Source organism: Massilia timonae CCUG 45783 (assembly GCF_000315425.1).
GTDB lineage: Bacteria > Pseudomonadota > Gammaproteobacteria > Burkholderiales > Burkholderiaceae_D > Telluria > Telluria timonae.
In genome coordinates, this window is the sequence record NZ_JH992923.1 from 834,368 (window position 1) to 848,911 (window position 14,544).

At 67.8% G+C, this 14,544-nt stretch carries 11 protein-coding genes; 7 read left to right on the top strand and 4 right to left on the bottom strand.

Annotated elements, in window-relative coordinates; all coding sequences use genetic code 11:
- The first annotated feature begins 194 nt into the window (after window positions 1-194).
- The 4 genes from HMPREF9710_RS13665 to HMPREF9710_RS13680 all read left to right on the top strand — a co-directional run bounded on the left by HMPREF9710_RS13665 (window position 195) and on the right by HMPREF9710_RS13680 (window position 5,843).
- Window positions 195-2,024, top strand: a complete 1,830-nt coding sequence (locus HMPREF9710_RS13665; protein ID WP_005667222.1) for a DUF885 domain-containing protein — start codon at window positions 195-197, stop codon at window positions 2,022-2,024.
- Between the two features lie 234 nt (window positions 2,025-2,258).
- Window positions 2,259-4,550, top strand: a complete 2,292-nt coding sequence (locus tag HMPREF9710_RS13670) for a catecholate siderophore receptor Fiu (protein WP_005667224.1) — start codon at window positions 2,259-2,261, stop codon at window positions 4,548-4,550.
- Between the two features lie 99 nt (window positions 4,551-4,649).
- On the top strand, window positions 4,650-4,976 hold the full coding sequence (locus HMPREF9710_RS13675) for a YciI family protein (protein ID WP_157225570.1): 327 nt from the start codon (window positions 4,650-4,652) through the stop codon (window positions 4,974-4,976).
- A 33-nt stretch (window positions 4,977-5,009) separates the two neighbouring features.
- Window positions 5,010-5,843 carry a metallophosphoesterase gene (locus HMPREF9710_RS13680; protein ID WP_005667226.1) on the top strand — a complete coding sequence of 278 codons (834 nt, stop codon included), beginning with the start codon at window positions 5,010-5,012 and terminating at the stop codon, window positions 5,841-5,843.
- On the opposite strand, the gene HMPREF9710_RS13685 is transcribed toward HMPREF9710_RS13680, so the two are convergent.
- Complete coding sequence (locus HMPREF9710_RS13685) at window positions 5,844-8,117, bottom strand: penicillin-binding protein 1A (RefSeq protein ID WP_005667228.1); 2,274 nt, start codon at window positions 8,115-8,117, stop codon at window positions 5,844-5,846.
- Between the two features lie 219 nt (window positions 8,118-8,336).
- Here HMPREF9710_RS13685 and HMPREF9710_RS13690 point away from each other — a divergent pair, with 219 nt between their 5' ends.
- On the top strand, window positions 8,337-9,383 hold the full coding sequence (locus tag HMPREF9710_RS13690; RefSeq protein ID WP_005667229.1) for an SDR family oxidoreductase: 1,047 nt from the start codon (window positions 8,337-8,339) through the stop codon (window positions 9,381-9,383).
- A 113-nt stretch (window positions 9,384-9,496) separates the two neighbouring features.
- Window positions 9,497-10,261, top strand: coding sequence for a transporter (locus HMPREF9710_RS13695; RefSeq protein ID WP_051205082.1), 765 nt, complete (start codon window positions 9,497-9,499; stop codon window positions 10,259-10,261).
- A 33-nt stretch (window positions 10,262-10,294) separates the two neighbouring features.
- Here the strand turns inward: HMPREF9710_RS13695 and HMPREF9710_RS13700 are convergent, their stop codons facing one another.
- From HMPREF9710_RS13700 to fnr, 3 genes are read right to left on the bottom strand one after another with little or no spacing between them, the layout of a single operon-like run.
- Window positions 10,295-11,233, bottom strand: a complete 939-nt coding sequence (locus HMPREF9710_RS13700; RefSeq protein WP_005667233.1) for a DMT family transporter — start codon at window positions 11,231-11,233, stop codon at window positions 10,295-10,297.
- Window positions 11,234-11,291: 58 nt separating this feature from the next.
- Complete coding sequence (locus HMPREF9710_RS13705) at window positions 11,292-12,062, bottom strand: helix-turn-helix domain-containing protein (protein WP_005667235.1); 771 nt, start codon at window positions 12,060-12,062, stop codon at window positions 11,292-11,294.
- Window positions 12,063-12,067: 5 nt separating this feature from the next.
- Window positions 12,068-12,829 carry a fumarate/nitrate reduction transcriptional regulator Fnr gene (gene fnr / locus HMPREF9710_RS13710; RefSeq protein WP_005667237.1) on the bottom strand — a complete coding sequence of 254 codons (762 nt, stop codon included), beginning with the start codon at window positions 12,827-12,829 and terminating at the stop codon, window positions 12,068-12,070.
- Between the two features lie 227 nt (window positions 12,830-13,056).
- Here fnr and HMPREF9710_RS13715 point away from each other — a divergent pair, with 227 nt between their 5' ends.
- Window positions 13,057-14,541 carry a cytochrome ubiquinol oxidase subunit I gene (locus tag HMPREF9710_RS13715; RefSeq protein ID WP_005667238.1) on the top strand — a complete coding sequence of 495 codons (1,485 nt, stop codon included), beginning with the start codon at window positions 13,057-13,059 and terminating at the stop codon, window positions 14,539-14,541.
- The last annotated feature ends 3 nt before the right edge of the window (window positions 14,542-14,544 follow it).

A 14,544-nucleotide genomic window follows, 5' to 3' on the forward strand; every position in this document is an offset into this window, starting at 1 on the left:
TCCTTTCGTCTGGTCCAGTCGTGATCGTAGCCGCGAGCTGTCATGCAGTGAGAGTAAATTGCGACCGGATGTAAGACGCCGTACGTACGCCGCGCGACAACACCGGCGTTGTCGATCTGTTTACTTCCATGTTAGATTCCTTGGCGGCAATTGCTACCCGCCGCAGATAATCAACCACAAGGAAGACACCCGAGATGCCATCGACCCGCCAGCGCAGCCTGCGCGCCACCATCGCCGCCCTGTTCATCCCCGCCATGCTCGCCGGCGTGTCGCTGCCAGCGGTGGCTGCGCCGGCCGCCACCCAGGCCGCCGCCGTCGCCCCCTACAAGGCCTTCGACGCCTGGAGCGACAAGTTTGCCGAGGACTGGGTGCGCCTGAGCCCGCAACTGGCGACCTCGACCCAGTACTTCAGCGGCGCCGAGCAGGCCAGGCTGGACCGCGAACTGACCCCCTTGAGCGCGGCGCACCGCCAGAAGTCCGTCGCGATGGCGCGCGAAGGCGTCAAGCGCCTGGACGGCTTCAAGTCGCAGCCCCTGAACGAGACCCAGAAGATCTCGGCGGCGGTGATGCGCTGGTCGCTGCAGAACGTGATCGCCAACGAGCCGTTCGAAGACCACGCCTTCGTGTTCTCGCAGTTCAGCGGTCCGCAGATCGGCCTGGTCAACTTCATGACCAACACCCACCCGATGCGCAACGCGGCCGACGTCGACAGCTACCTGGCGCGCCTGGACCAGGTGGCGGTCCGTCTCGACGAGGCGCTGGCGCGCGCCAAGGGCGCGGCAAGCAAGCAGATGATTCCTCCGCGCTTCATCCTGGAGCGCGCCCAGTTCCAGGTCGACCACTTCCTCAAGCCGGCCGCCTCTGACAACGTGCTGGTGACCACGCTGGCCCAGCGCACCGCCGAGATGAAGGACCTGTCGCCGGAGGCGCGCAGCGCCGCCATCGCGCGCGCGACCGGCATCGTCGAGCAGAAGATCCGTCCTTCCTACACCCGCGTGCAGGCCTTCATGGCCGAGATCCACCCGAAGACCGGCATTGTTGCCGGCATCTCGCGCCTGCCGAACGGCGCCGCCGCCTACAAGCGCGCGATCGAGAACTTCACCAGCACCCAGCTCACGGCCGACGAGATCCACACGATCGGCCTGCGCGAAGTGGCGCGCATCGAAGCCGAGATGGACAAGCACCTGCGCTCGCTCGGCCTGGCCGACGGCAATATCGAAACCCGCATGAAGCAGCTCGATGCGCGCTTCCAGCCGAAGGGCGAGGGCGATCCGCGTCCGGCGATCATCGCCAGCTACAACGAGATGGTGCGCGACGCCGAGCGCAGGAGCGCCTCGCTGTTCAACCTCAAGCCGCGCGCGCCGGTCGACGTGCGCCGCGTGCCGCCCCTGACCGAGCCGTCGGCCGCCGCCCACTACACCCTGCCGGCGCCGGACGGCAGCCGTCCGGGTATCTTCTGGGTGCCGCTGCGCGGCCCGACCTTCGACATGATCCGCATGCGCAGCCTGGCCTACCATGAGGCGGTGCCGGGCCACCACTTCCAGCTCGCCATCCAGCAAGAGATGAGCGACCTGCCGAAGTTCCGCAGCCAGCGCATCTTCAGCGGCGGCAGCGCCCACTCGGAAGGCTGGGCGCTGTATACCGAGCGCCTGGCGGTGGAGCAGGGCTGGTACAAGGACGACGTCCCGGGCCTTCTGGGCGCGCTGGGTTCGGAGCTGTTCCGCGCCCGCCGCCTGGTGGCCGACACCGGCCTGCACACCAAGGGCTGGACCCGCCAGCAGGCGATCGACTACGGCATGGGCGCCCAGGAAACCGAGCGCTACGTCGTGTGGCCGGGCCAGGCCAATGCCTACATGATCGGCATGCTGCGCATCCTGGAATTGCGCGAGAAGGCGCAGAAGGAACTGGGCGACAAGTACTCGCTGCCGGCCTTCCACGACCTGGTGCTGGGCGCCGGCTCGGTGCCGCTCGACGTGCTGGGCGAGCTGGTCGACAACTGGATCGCGCAGCAGAAGAAGGCTTGACGCCGGCCGGCATGCGGCGAGCGCCGCATGCCCAACGGTTGGACAACGTCCCCGCCATGAGCGGGGACGTTTGCTTTCTGCTACTGGCAAACGGCCCAGGCGAACCCGGTCAAGTGTGTGGTGCGAACACAAATGATAATGATTATCGTTTACATGTATTGACGTTCTCGGTAGAATCATTGTTTTAGTTGCACTGTTTCATCAAATATCACTTCTGAGAGAGACCGCCTCGCCATGAAAGCAATAAAAAGCCGCAAGCACCCCATCACCCGCAGCCAGCTCGCGGGCACCGCACTGGCCGCGGCGCTGCTGCCGCTCGGCGCGCACGCCGCCGCCGACGCCACCGCCGCCACCGCTGCCACCGCCACTGCAGCGCCTGCCACCGTCGCTCCGCAATCGACCGTCGAAGTCGTCGGCAACTACGAGAACCCCTTCCGCGCCGAGAACGCCTCGTCGCCCAAGTACACCGAGCGCCTGGTCGACACCGCCCAGACCGTGCAGGTGATCAAGAAGGAGCTGTTCGAGCAGCAGGGCGCCCTGACCCTGACCGAGGCGCTGCGCAACACCCCCGGCGTCGGCGCCTTCTTCCTGGGCGAGAACGGCAACACGAATACCGGCGACGCGATCTTCATGCGCGGCTTCGATACGTCCGGCAGCATCTACGTCGACGGCGTGCGCGACGTCGGCTCGATCTCGCGCGACGTGTTCAACCTGGAGCAGATCGACGTGCTGAAAGGCCCGGCCGGCACCGACAACGGCCGCAGTGCGCCGACCGGCTCGGTCAACCTGGTGACCAAGAAGGCGAATCTCACCGACCTGGTGACCACCGCGATCACTGGCGGCAGCGGCGAGCAGAAACGCATCACGCTGGATGCCAACAAGGTGCTGGACGAACAGCGCGGCATCGCCGTGCGCCTGAACGTGCTGGCCCAGGATTCGGGCAGCGCCGCGCGCGACGTGGTCGAGAACAAGCGCTGGGCGGTGGCGCCGAGCATCGGCTTCGGCCTGAACGGCCCCACCCGGGTGCACCTGGACTACCTGCACGTCGACCAGAACAACATCCCCGACGGCGGCGTGTACGTGATCGGCCTGCCGGGCTACACCAGCCCGGACCGCGCCAAACCCTGGGTCGCCGACGCCCCGAAGGTCGACCCCAAGAACTTCTACGGCTCGGTCGATGATTACGACGACGTGAAGGCCGACATGGCCACCGTGCGCATCGAGCACGACTTCTCGCCGACCATGAAGCTGCAGAACACGAGCCGCTACGGCAAGACCAGCCAGGACTACCTGCTCACCGCCTTCCTCACCAGCGCCGCCAACCTCGCCACGCCGGTCGAGGCCGACCCGAGTACCTGGACCCTGGCGCGCAGCATCCGCACCGGCAAGGACCAGGAAAACAAGATCCTCACCAACGTCACGACGCTGACCAGCCAGTTCGACACCGGCGCCGTGTCGCACACCCTGGTGACGGGCCTCGAAATCACCAGCGAACGCCAGACCACCTGGGGCTTGACGGGCCTGGGCACGCTGCCGCCCGCGAACATCTACCATCCCGACCCGAACCAGGCGCCGACCACGCCGGTCGACGTGCGCCGCACCGGCGCCTACAACGAGGGCGAGGTCGACACCCAGAGCGTGTACGTGTTCGACACCGTCAAGGTCGGCGAACGCTGGATCTTCAATGGCGGCGTGCGCCTCGACCACTTCCGCGGAGATTATTCGGTGGTGGCATTGACCAATAACGTGCTGACTTCGACCCGCTTCAAGGTCGGCGATAACCTGGTCAACGGCAAGCTGTCGGCGCTGTACAAGCCGACCGCCAACAGTAGCGTATATGCGATGGTGGCCAGTTCCAAGCAGCCGCCGGGCGGCAGCTTCACCGTGTCGGGCAACGCCAACAGCGCCCAGAATCCGATCTACGATCCGCAAAAGACGGTCACCACCGAAGTAGGCGGCAAGCTCGACCTGCTGAAATCCAAGCTGTCGCTGTCGGCCGCGCTGTTTCGCACCGAGGTCGAGAACGAGGTCGAGCAGGATCCGGTCGACCAGCAGTGGTACCAGACCGGCGAGAAGCGGGTGCAGGGTGTGGAGCTGGGCGCGACCGGCGAACTGGCGCCGCACTGGCTGCTCAGCGCCGGCTACCTGTACATGGACACCAGCGTGGAGCGCGGCCGCAACGTCACCGCCGCCGGCGAGAACAGCCTGACCTATCAACCAAAGCGATCGTTCACCGCCTGGACCTCGTATGACCTGCCGTGGGGCCTGCGCATCGGCGGCGGCGCGCGTTTTTCCGACAAGCTGGCGCGCGGCACCGACGGCGCGATCGGCACCCCGCTGTACACCGAATCGTACTGGGTGTTCGACGCCATGGTCGGCTACAAGGTCAGCAAGCACGTCGACCTGCGCCTGAACGTGTACAACATCGGCGACGAAAAGTATGTCGCGGCCATCAACAAGAGCGGTTACCGCTATACGCCGGGGACTCCGCGCTCGGCCAGCCTGACGGCGAACGTGCGCTTCTGATCGGCTAGCGGACCATGGGGCGGGCCAGCGGTGCGGGTCAGCCGTGCGTCAGCGCCGGCCCGCTTCTGCTATGTTGAGCCCACCTTCATGGGGGACGACATGGAACGATTCCTGATCATCTATCGCGGCGCATCGGAGCCGGGCGAGCGCCAGGAAGATCGCTGGCGCGCCTGGTTCGGCGCCCTGGGCCCGGCCTTGCTCGATCCGGGCAGCCTGACGCAGGACAGCGTCGAGATCCCGAGCCGCCTGATCGGCCCCAAGCTGTCCAGCAGCTCGCTGTCGGGCTACTCGGTGATCGAGGCGGCGGATTTCAATGCCGTCGTGCGCATGGTCCAGGATTGCCCGGTCTTCGACGAGCGCGGCTCGGTCGAGATCGCGCGCCTGGGGGCGGGGTTCGGCGCGGGGTTGGGCGCAAGCGCAAGCTGAAGAAGGGCGGCGCCTGCGTTATACTCGGCGCCCATGCGCATCCAGCTTTTCTCCGACCTGCACCTCGAACGCTATCCCGGCTTCCAGCCGCTCATCCTGCCGGACGCCGACGTCGTGGTGCTGGCCGGCGACATCGGTTCCTACCAGGCCGGCTCGCGCCTGGAAACCCAGGATTTCGGACTTGAGCGCTTCTCTCCCGCATTGCCGGCGCTGGCAGGCAAGCGGGTGCTGTTCATTCCCGGCAACCACGAATTCGATTCGCTCGACCACGACGCCACCCATGCGCGGCTGCGCGCCACCTGTGAGCGGCTCGGCATCGTCTGGCTCGATCGCGAGATCGTCGTCATCGATCACGTGCGCTTCATCGGCACCACCTTGTGGAGCGACTTCGACGCCCTGGCGCTGCGCGACGCCGACCTCACCAGGCAGATGCAGCAGCGTAACAAGGCGTTCCGCGCGGCGAACTACTACCTGAGCAAGAACACGACCCTGAAGAATGGCGAGCAGGTGCTGGCCGAAGGCATCCGCGCCATGTCGCTCGACTGCCAGGCCTGGCTGCGCGCGGCGCTGGCCACGCCGTTCGAGGGCAAGACGGCGGTGGTCACCCATTTCGCCCCGAGCCTGATGAGCGCCGACCCGCGCTATGGCCTCACGCCCGGCACGGCGGGCTTCTGCAACACGCTCGACGACCTGTTCAAGCACGCGCAGCTGTGGATGCACGGCCACCTGCACTGCCTGAACGACTACGTGGTCGAAGGCCGCGACGGCGCGCATTCATGGTCGTGCCGGGTGGTGGCCAATCCGCTCGGCTACCTGAGCAAGGGCGAGCAGGAGGCTTTTCGCCCCGAGCTGCTGATCGAGATCTGATCAGCGCGGCGGCTCTTCGGCGCTGGAAGAGAGCGTGCCGATCAGCGTCTCGAAGCCGTCGGCACCCTCCGGCACGTGTTCCTGTTCCGCATATTCGGCATATACCCAGTCGCCGCCGGCGCGCGCCACGCCTTCCGGCGGCAGCGGTTCGTGCTGCGGCGTCCTGGCCAGCGCGACGCGCATGAAGTCGACCCACATCGGCAGCGCCAGGGTCGAGCCGAACTCGCGGCCGCCGAGCGAGCGCGGTTCGTCGTAACCCATCCAGGCCACCGCCGCCACCTGGCCGCCGTAGCCGGCGAACCAGCCGTCGACCGCATTGCTGGTGGTGCCGGTCTTGCCGGCCAGGTCGGCCCTTTGCAGCTGACGCGAGGCCGCCGCCGCGGTGCCGACGCGGGTGACGTCGCGCAGCATGCTGTCGACGATGAAGGCGTTGCGCTCGTCCAGCACCCGGGCGCTTTCCTGGCGCGGCGGCGGCGCCGCATGCGCGAACACGACCTTGCCGTCGCCATCCTGGATGCGCGCGATCAGCCACGGTTCCACGCGGTAGCCGCCGTTGGCCAGCACCGCGTAGGCGCCGGCCATCTGCAGCGGCGTGACGGCGCCCGTGCCCAGGCCGAGCGTCAGGTTGCGCGGCTGGCGCGCGGCGTCGAAGCCGAAGCGCGCCAGGTGTGCGCGGGCGTAGTCGACGTCCAGCGCGCGCAGCATGCGCACGGTGGGCACGTTGCGCGAGCGCGACAGCGCATGGCGCACCGTGACCGGGCCCTCGAACACATTGTCGTCGTTGCGCGGCGACCAGTTGGCATAGGCCTTCTCGGCGCTGAAGTCGAGCGGCTCGTCGAGGATCTGCGTGCCGGGGAAGAAGCCGCGTTCCAGGCCGGCGGAATAGACGAAGGGCTTGATGCTCGATCCCGGCTGGCGCCAGGCCTGGGTCACGTGGTTGAACTTGTGGATTGAGTGATCGAAGCCGCCGACCAGCGCGCGGTAGGCGCCGGTTTCGGTGTCGAGCGCGACGAAGGCGGCGGCAACCTCGGGCAGCTGGGCGATCGATGGAGAGCCGTCGGTGGCCCTGGCCAGCCGGATGACGGCGCCGGGCGCCAGTTTCATCGCGGCCTTGGCCTTGCTCGACAGGGCGCCGGCGGCGAAGGCCAGGCCCGGGCCGGTGACCTCGACAGCGTCGCCGTTGGCGAGCAGGGCGCGCACCCGCCTGGGCGACGCGGCGACGACCACCGCCGGCGCCAAGCCGGCAACAAACGGACGTTTCTGCAGGGCGGCGGCGATCGCGTCCTTTCTTTCTTCGGCGCCGGCCGGCAGCGCGATACGCGCCTCCGGGCCGCGGTAGCCGTGGCGGCGGTCGTAGGCGAGCACGTTGCGGCGCACCGATTCGTGGGCCGCATCCTGTTCGGCGGCCACGATGGTGGTGGTGACCGTGATGCCGCGTTCGTAGGCCGCCTGGCCGAAGCGGGCATGGACCGCCTGGCGCGCGATCTCGGCGACCCAGGCGGCGCGCGGATTCAGGGTGGCGCCATCGCTGCGCACCTGCAGGCGTTCGGCCAGGGCGCGCCGGTACTGGGGCTCGGTGATCAGCGCCAGTTCGCGCATGCGCTTGAGGACGACCTGCTGGCGCTTGCGGGCCGCCTGCGGATTCGACACCGGATTGCTGCTGGACGGGTTCTGCGGCAGGCCGGCCAGCATCGCGATCTCGGCCAGGGTCAGGTCCGGCAGCGGTTTGCCGAAGTACGTGCGCGCCGCGCTGGCGAAGCCGTAGGCGCGCTGGCCGAGATAGATCTGGTTCAGGTAGACCTCGAGGATCTGGTCCTTGGAGAGCGCCTTCTCGATTTTATAAGCCAGGGCAACCTCGGTCAGCTTGCGCGGCAGCGTCTTGTCGCGCGACAGGAAGAAGTTGCGCGCGACCTGCATCGTGATGGTGGACGCGCCCTGGCTGCCGAAGTCGGCGAGATTGGCCTTGGCCGCGCCGAGCGCGCGGATCCAGTCGACGCCGCCGTGCTCGTAGAAGCGGGTGTCCTCGATCGCCAGCACGGCCGATTTGAGCAGCGCCGGCATCTTGGCCACCGAGACGAACTCGCGCCGCTCGGCGCCGAATTCGCCGATCAGCACCTTGTCGGCGGTGTAGACGCGCAGCGGGATCTTCGGCCGGTAGTCGGTGACGGCCTGGATGTCGGGGACGTCCGGCAGGATCGAGGCGCCGGCCACGTGCGTGGCGGTCGCGAGCAGCAGGGCGGAAAGCAGGATGACGAGGGGGCGACGTGGTTGCATGGCGGTTTTCGTGGACGGTTGGTCGAACGCGGCCGATCATACTGTCGCGCGGCGCCCGGGTCATGCGAAAAGGCCGAGGTAGCGCGACACGCCCCTGCGCAGGGCGGCTGGCGCTACCTTGGCCATGCCTCCGGCGAGCGGCGCATCCGTGGCACGGGACGACGCTGGACGCACGGAACGGGTATCCTTGCGCCAGTCAGTTTTCATGAGGAGAGATGGATGAGCACCAGGTATAGCGCATTGGTCGTCGGCGCCAGCGGCATCATCGGCAATGCGGTCGTACGCGAGCTGCACGGACGGCCGGAATGGCGGGTGCGGGCCTTGCCCCGCACTTTCGTGGACGGCGTCGAGAGCATCAAGGTCGACCTGACCGACGCCCAGGCCACCGCCAGCGCCCTGGAAGCGGCGCGCGACACGACCCACGTGTTCTACGCCGCGCTCAAGGGCGGGACCGACCTGCTCGACGAGGAGCGGATCAACGGCGGCATGCTGCGCAACCTGCTCGACGGCTTGAAGGCGGTCGGCGCCCCGCTGCAGCGCGTGGTGCACTATCAGGGCGCCAAGGTGTATGGCGTGCACCTCGGCCATGCCCAGGCGCCGTTCTACGAGGACGACCCGCGCCACATGACGCCCAACTTCTATTATGCCCAGGAAGACCTGCTGCGCGAGCGCGCCGCCGCCGGCGAGGTCGAATGGTCGATCCTGCGGCCCGACGTGGTGGTGGGCGACATTGCCGGCAATCCGATGAATATCGCGATGGTGATGGGCATGTTCGCCGCGCTCAGCAAGGACGCCGGCGCGCCGCTGCGCTTCCCGGGTACGGACAAGGTGTACTCGGGCGTGCTGGCCCAGACCACCGATGCCGACTGGATGGCGCGCGCCAGCGTCTGGGCCGCGCTCGATCCGGCGGCGCGCGGCGAAGCCTTCAACCTGGTCAACGAGCCGTTCCGCTGGGAGCGCGTATGGCGCCAGGTCGCGGCGGCCTTCGACATGGAGGTGGGACCGCCGCAGCCGTTCTCGCTGGCCAGGCAAATGCCGTTGAAGGCGCCGGCGTGGGAGCGCATCGTGCAGCGCCACGGCCTGCAGTCGATGCCTTACGAGAAGCAGGTCGGCTGGTGGTTCGGCGACTTCGTGTTCAATACCGAGTTCGACATGGTGTCCGACATGGGCAAGATCCGGCGCGCCGGTTTTACCGAAGCGGTGGAGCCCGGCGCGTCGATCGTCAGCGCCATCGAGCGGCTGCGCGCCGCCCGCTGGCTGCCGTGATGCGGCAACTGGCGCCGGCTCGACCTTCGCATAACCATGTCCAACCTCGTTTATCCGACCGCATGATGTTTCCAGCGACCCTTACATGCCCGCGCCGTCAGGCAGCGCTCCTGGTGCTCGCTTGCAGCGCCCAGTTCGCCCACGCCGACGACGGCGATGTCATCAATCCCGACCGCCCCAACGTCGCCAATTCCAGCCAGGTGGTCGGTGATGGCCGCCTGCAGCTCGAGATCGGCGTCAACTGGGATCGCCAGCGCAACGACGACCTGCACCTGCGCACCTTGAGCACGCCGGCGCTGCTGCGTATCGGCCTGGGCGACACGACCGAACTGCGCATCGAGACCGATGGCCGCAGCATCGAGCACGAGCTCGATCCGGCCACGCGGGCGCGCACCACGACGGCGGGCTGGAACGCCACGTCGATCGGATTCAAGTGGCGCTTTGCCGACGGGGAGGGCGTCTATCCTGCCCTGGGTCTGATCGGCGCCATGGCGCTGCCGAGCGGCAGTTCGGCGCTGCGGGTCAAGGGTGTGCTGCCGCAGCTGGTGCTGGCGGCCGAGTGGGATCTGCCGAAAGGCTGGTCATTGGCCGTGACGCCAGGCGCCGGAGCCGATGTGGACGATGACGGCGCGCGCTACCACTACGGCATCCTGGCGGCGTCGCTGGGCAAGAAATTCACTGAACGGGTCCAGGGATTCCTTGAAGTGGCGGCGCCGCAGATCGCGTCCGCATCGCATGGCGGCGACCGGATGCAGGTCGACGCCGGCGTCAGCTGGCGCCTGAACAGGAACTGCCAGGTCGATGCGATGGTGGTGCATGGGTTGAATCGACATACGCCCGACCTGAGCCTGGCGTTCGGGCTGTCGGTGCGGCGCTGAGGTCGCCGCAGTGTCAACGCTGCGCCGACAGGATCAGTGCGCGCCCCGGTGCGCCGACGCGCACGAGACCACGCCCGCGACCAGCAACGCCAGGGCGGCGGTCTCGAACCCGCTCGGCCAGCGCGCCTCCCACAAGAAGCCGTACAAGGCCGCGAAGATGGTCTCGAACACGATCATCTGGCCCATCAGGCTCAGGGGCAGCGCGCGGCTGGCATGGTTCCACAGGGCGTTGCCGACCACCGAGCACAGGATGGCGACCGTGGTGACCAGGGCGCCGAACTGCATCCAGGCCGGCAGCGTGTGCGCGCCCGGCGCCAGCACGAAGGCCGGCATCGCCAGCGCCAGGGCCATCAGCCCGGTGACCACGCCCACCAGCAGGTTCCATTCATGCGGCGAGATCCCCTCGATGCGCGCCAGCCAGCGGCTGTTGTGCACCGCGAAGAGGGTCCATGACACCAGCGCGCCGAAGGCGCATGCCAGTCCGGCGGCCGAGCCGGGGCCGGACGCCGACAGCGACTCCCAGCCGATGCAGGCCAGGCCGGCGCCGCTCAGCAGCAGCGACGGCAGCAGGCGGCGCAGCGGCACCGCGTGACGGTCGCGCGAACCGACCAGGGTGACCGCGATCGGCAGCAGCCCGATCACGATCGAGGCCATGGCCACGCCGCCCAACTGGACCGCGTTGGCGAGGAACAGGTAGTAGACGATGTTGCCGGTGAGGCTGAGCCAGATCAGGCTGCGCCAGGCCGGCCAGCCGAGATGGCGGCGCAGCCGTCCCCAGGCCGGGGCGATCAGGATGGCGGCGACCAGGCCATAGGCCAGGTAGCGCCCGGCCGAGAGCTGGATCGGCAGGAATCCCGGCGCCAGTTCCGGCGCCAGGAAGACCAGGCCCCAGAGCGCGCCGGCGGCGATGCCGGCGCCGATGCCGAGCAGGGTGGAGCGGGACAGCCCGCCCGCGCCAGTAGCGATGTACATGATGAATCTCCTTTGAAGAGATTCTCGGATCCGGACGTGGGTCCGGTCTTGGCCGGGACTACCGCGGTGTTGGCGGTTTCTCCTGACCCGCACGCCGGCAGGCGCCGGGCGTGGTGTCGAGTACCCGACGCATCGCCCGCGTCAGGCTGGCCTGGTCCGAAAAGCCGCAGGCGAGGGCGATGTCGGCCACGCTGCGCGCGCTGTGCGTCAACAGGCTGCGGGCGCAATCCAGGCGGCAGCGCAGCAGCCAGGCATGCGGCGTGCTGTCCAGCTCTTCGCGAAACAGCGCGTGCAGGCGGCTGACGCTCAGGTTGGCGGCGCGCGCCATCGACTCGGTGCTCCAGGCCAGGCCGGGCGCGGCCTCGATGCGCGCCAGCAGGGCGGCCAGTCGCGAGGTGGCGCGCGGCGCGTCCAGACTCAGGGTGTCGAGCAACAGCGGCACCCAGCCCTGCACCAGCGAGCGGGGCGGCGCGTGGGTTGGCGCGGCATCGCGCGCCATCACCCCCATGAACTCGACCAGCTTGCGCGCCGCGGGGCCGAGCGTGACGAAGGGCCGTTCCAGCAGGCGCTGCCACGGGCCACTGCCGAAGGCGGCGCCGTCGACGTCGACGATCAGGGAGCCGTTGGCGCCCGGGCTCGACTGCGCATGCCAGGCGCCGGGCGCCACCAGCGCGCCATGCAGGGGATCGAGCCGGCCGCGCCGCTCTTCGATGTCGAGCACGACTTCACCGTGCACCGGGAGCACCAGCTGGGCGAAGTCATGGCGGTCGCCCCAGTGCACGCGGTCGTAGCTGCGCAGGTGCAGGTCGCACGCGGGCTGGGGCGTCATGGGCTTTACGCCATCGGGCTGCAGGCGTCGGTCCCGGCCGCCAGCGCCTTCAGCTTGACCGGATCGAGCAGGGTGACTTCGCGCTTGTCGACCTCGAGCCAGCCCTGCTTCTTGAAACGCGACAGCAGGCGGCTGATGCTTTCGATGGTCAGGCCCAGGTAGTTGCCGATGTCTTCGCGCGACATGCGCAGCTGGAAGCGGTTGGCCGCATAGCCGCGCGCGGCGTAGCGCGCCGACAGGTTGACCAGGAATACGGCGAAGCGCTGCTCGGCGCGCATATTGCCGAGCAGGAGCATGACGTTCTGCTCGCGCGTGATTTCCTGGCTCATGATGCGGTGGAAGTGGCGCAGCAGCGTCGGCACTTCGCCGAACAGGTCTTCCAGGCGCGCGAACGGGATCTCGCACACTTCCGAGTCTTCCAGCGCCACCGCATCGCAATGGTGGGTGCCGCTGATCGCGTCCATGCCCAGCAGCTCGCCGGCCATCTGGAAGCCGGTGATCTGGGCCTCGCCGGCGGCGTTCACCTGGTAGGTCTTGAAGTGGCCGAAGCGCACCGCGTACAGGTTGCGGAACGACTCGCCCACGCCGTACAGGCGCTCGTCGCGCTCCAGGCGGCGACGGCGGCCGATGATCTTGTCCAGGCGGTCGATCTCGGCGTCTTCCAGGCCCATCGGCAGACACAGCTGGTGCATGCTGCACTGGGCGCAGGACTTGAGCGCGTGGATGTTCAGGGGCGGCTCTGCTTGCCGGGACAGGGGCTGGCTCATGAGGGATGGTCGCTTTGTTCGGTACACCGCAAATTATAGACCCCTTGGCTGAGCATTCCGGCCGGCAAGCTCGAAATTTGCACCAAATTGGGAAGTTTTCATGAACTTTTGTTGCGAACCGGTCGGCATGTGTTCAAAAACCACTCAACAATGATAAAAATGATATGGCCAATCGTGCGAGGCCGATGTCGTGATCTACTTGGCGCCATCGATACGGGGGAGTTTGCATGCTTGGTCTTACAGCCCTGGAACTGGCGCGCATCCAGTTTGCCTTCACGATTTCCTTCCACATCATCTTCCCCGCGATCACAATCGGCATGGCCAGCTACCTGGCCGTGCTCGAGGCGTGCTGGCTCAAGACCGGGCGCCAGGTCTACGTCGACCTGTACCACTTCTGGCTCAAGATCTTCGCCGTCGCCTTCGGCATGGGCGTGGTGTCGGGCATCGTGATGGCCTACCAGATCGGCACCAACTGGAGCTACCTGTCCGAATTCGCCGGCAGCGTCATGGGCCCGCTGCTCACCTACGAGGTGCTGACCGCCTTCTTCCTGGAGGCCGGCTTCCTGGGCGTGATGCTGTTCGGCTGGAACCGGGTGGGGCCGCAGCTGCACTTCCTCGCCACCTGCATGGTGGCCATCGGCACCCTGATCTCGTCGACCTGGATCCTGGGCGCCAACAGCTGGATGCAGACGCCGCAGGGCTATGCCATCGAGGGCGGGCGCATGATCCCGGTCGACTGGCTGGCCATCATCTTCAATCCCTCGTTTCCCTATCGCCTGATGCACATGGTGGTGGCGGCCTACCTGGCCACGGCCCTGATCGTTGGCGCCTCGGCCGCCTGGCACCTGCTGCGCGGACGCGACAACAAGAACGTGCGCAAGATGCTGTCGATGGCGATGTGGATGATCCTGCTGGTGGCGCCGATCCAGGCCGTGATCGGCGACTTCCATGGCCTCAATACGCTGAAGCACCAGCCGGCCAAGCTGGCGGCGATGGAGGGGCACTGGGAAAACACGCCGGGCGAGGCGGTGCCGCTGATCCTGTTCGGCATTCCCGACATGGAGCGCGAAGAGACGCGTTACGCGGTCGAGATTCCCTACCTGGGCAGCATCATCCTCACCCATACGCTGAGCGGCCAGTTCCCGGGACTGAAGGAGTTCCCGCGCGAAGACCGCCCCAATTCCCTGATCGTGTTCTGGAGTTTCCGGGTCATGGTCGGCCTGGGCCTGTTGATGATCGCCCTCGGGGCCTGGAGCCTGTGGCTCAGGCGGGGAGGGCGGATCTACGGCAAGCGCCTGTTCCTGCGCTTCGCCTTGCTGATGGGGCCGGCCGGCCTGATCGCCATCCTGGCCGGCTGGATCACGACCGAGGTCGGCCGCCAGCCGTGGGTGATCTACGGCGTGCTGCGCACCGCCGATGCGGTCTCGCCGCACAGCATCACCACGATGGCCGTGACGCTGGCGATGTTCGTCGTGGCCTACGTCTTCGTGTTCGGCGCCGGCACCGTCTACCTGCTGCGCCTCATCAACAAGGGGCCGCAGCACTTCGCCCTGAACAAGCCGCCCGAAGGCGGGCCGGGCGAAGGGCGCACGCCGATGCGGCCGCTGTCGGCGGCCAACGTCGACAACGACGACAGCATCGAGGGCAATATCGACGACAATCCCGACCACGGCGCTGACCGCGACGGCGGCAACCCACCGACGCGGAGCTGACAC

What these genes read in the sequence shown, in the direction of transcription:
- HMPREF9710_RS13680 (WP_005667226.1), top strand. Translation starts at nt 5,010, where the DNA reads ATGCGCATCCAGCTTTTCTCCGACCTGCACCTCGAACGCTATCCCGGC.
- HMPREF9710_RS13675 (WP_157225570.1), top strand. Translation starts at nt 4,650, where the DNA reads ATGGAACGATTCCTGATCATCTATCGCGGCGCATCGGAGCCGGGCGAG.
- HMPREF9710_RS13700 (WP_005667233.1), bottom strand. Translation starts at nt 11,233, where the DNA reads ATGTACATCGCTACTGGCGCGGGCGGGCTGTCCCGCTCCACCCTGCTC.
- HMPREF9710_RS13705 (WP_005667235.1), bottom strand. Translation starts at nt 12,062, where the DNA reads ATGACGCCCCAGCCCGCGTGCGACCTGCACCTGCGCAGCTACGACCGC.
- HMPREF9710_RS13690 (WP_005667229.1), top strand. Translation starts at nt 8,337, where the DNA reads ATGAGCACCAGGTATAGCGCATTGGTCGTCGGCGCCAGCGGCATCATC.
- HMPREF9710_RS13670 (WP_005667224.1), top strand. Translation starts at nt 2,259, where the DNA reads ATGAAAGCAATAAAAAGCCGCAAGCACCCCATCACCCGCAGCCAGCTC.
- HMPREF9710_RS13715 (WP_005667238.1), top strand. Translation starts at nt 13,057, where the DNA reads ATGCTTGGTCTTACAGCCCTGGAACTGGCGCGCATCCAGTTTGCCTTC.
- HMPREF9710_RS13685 (WP_005667228.1), bottom strand. Translation starts at nt 8,117, where the DNA reads ATGCAACCACGTCGCCCCCTCGTCATCCTGCTTTCCGCCCTGCTGCTC.
- fnr (WP_005667237.1), bottom strand. Translation starts at nt 12,829, where the DNA reads ATGAGCCAGCCCCTGTCCCGGCAAGCAGAGCCGCCCCTGAACATCCAC.
- HMPREF9710_RS13665 (WP_005667222.1), top strand. Translation starts at nt 195, where the DNA reads ATGCCATCGACCCGCCAGCGCAGCCTGCGCGCCACCATCGCCGCCCTG.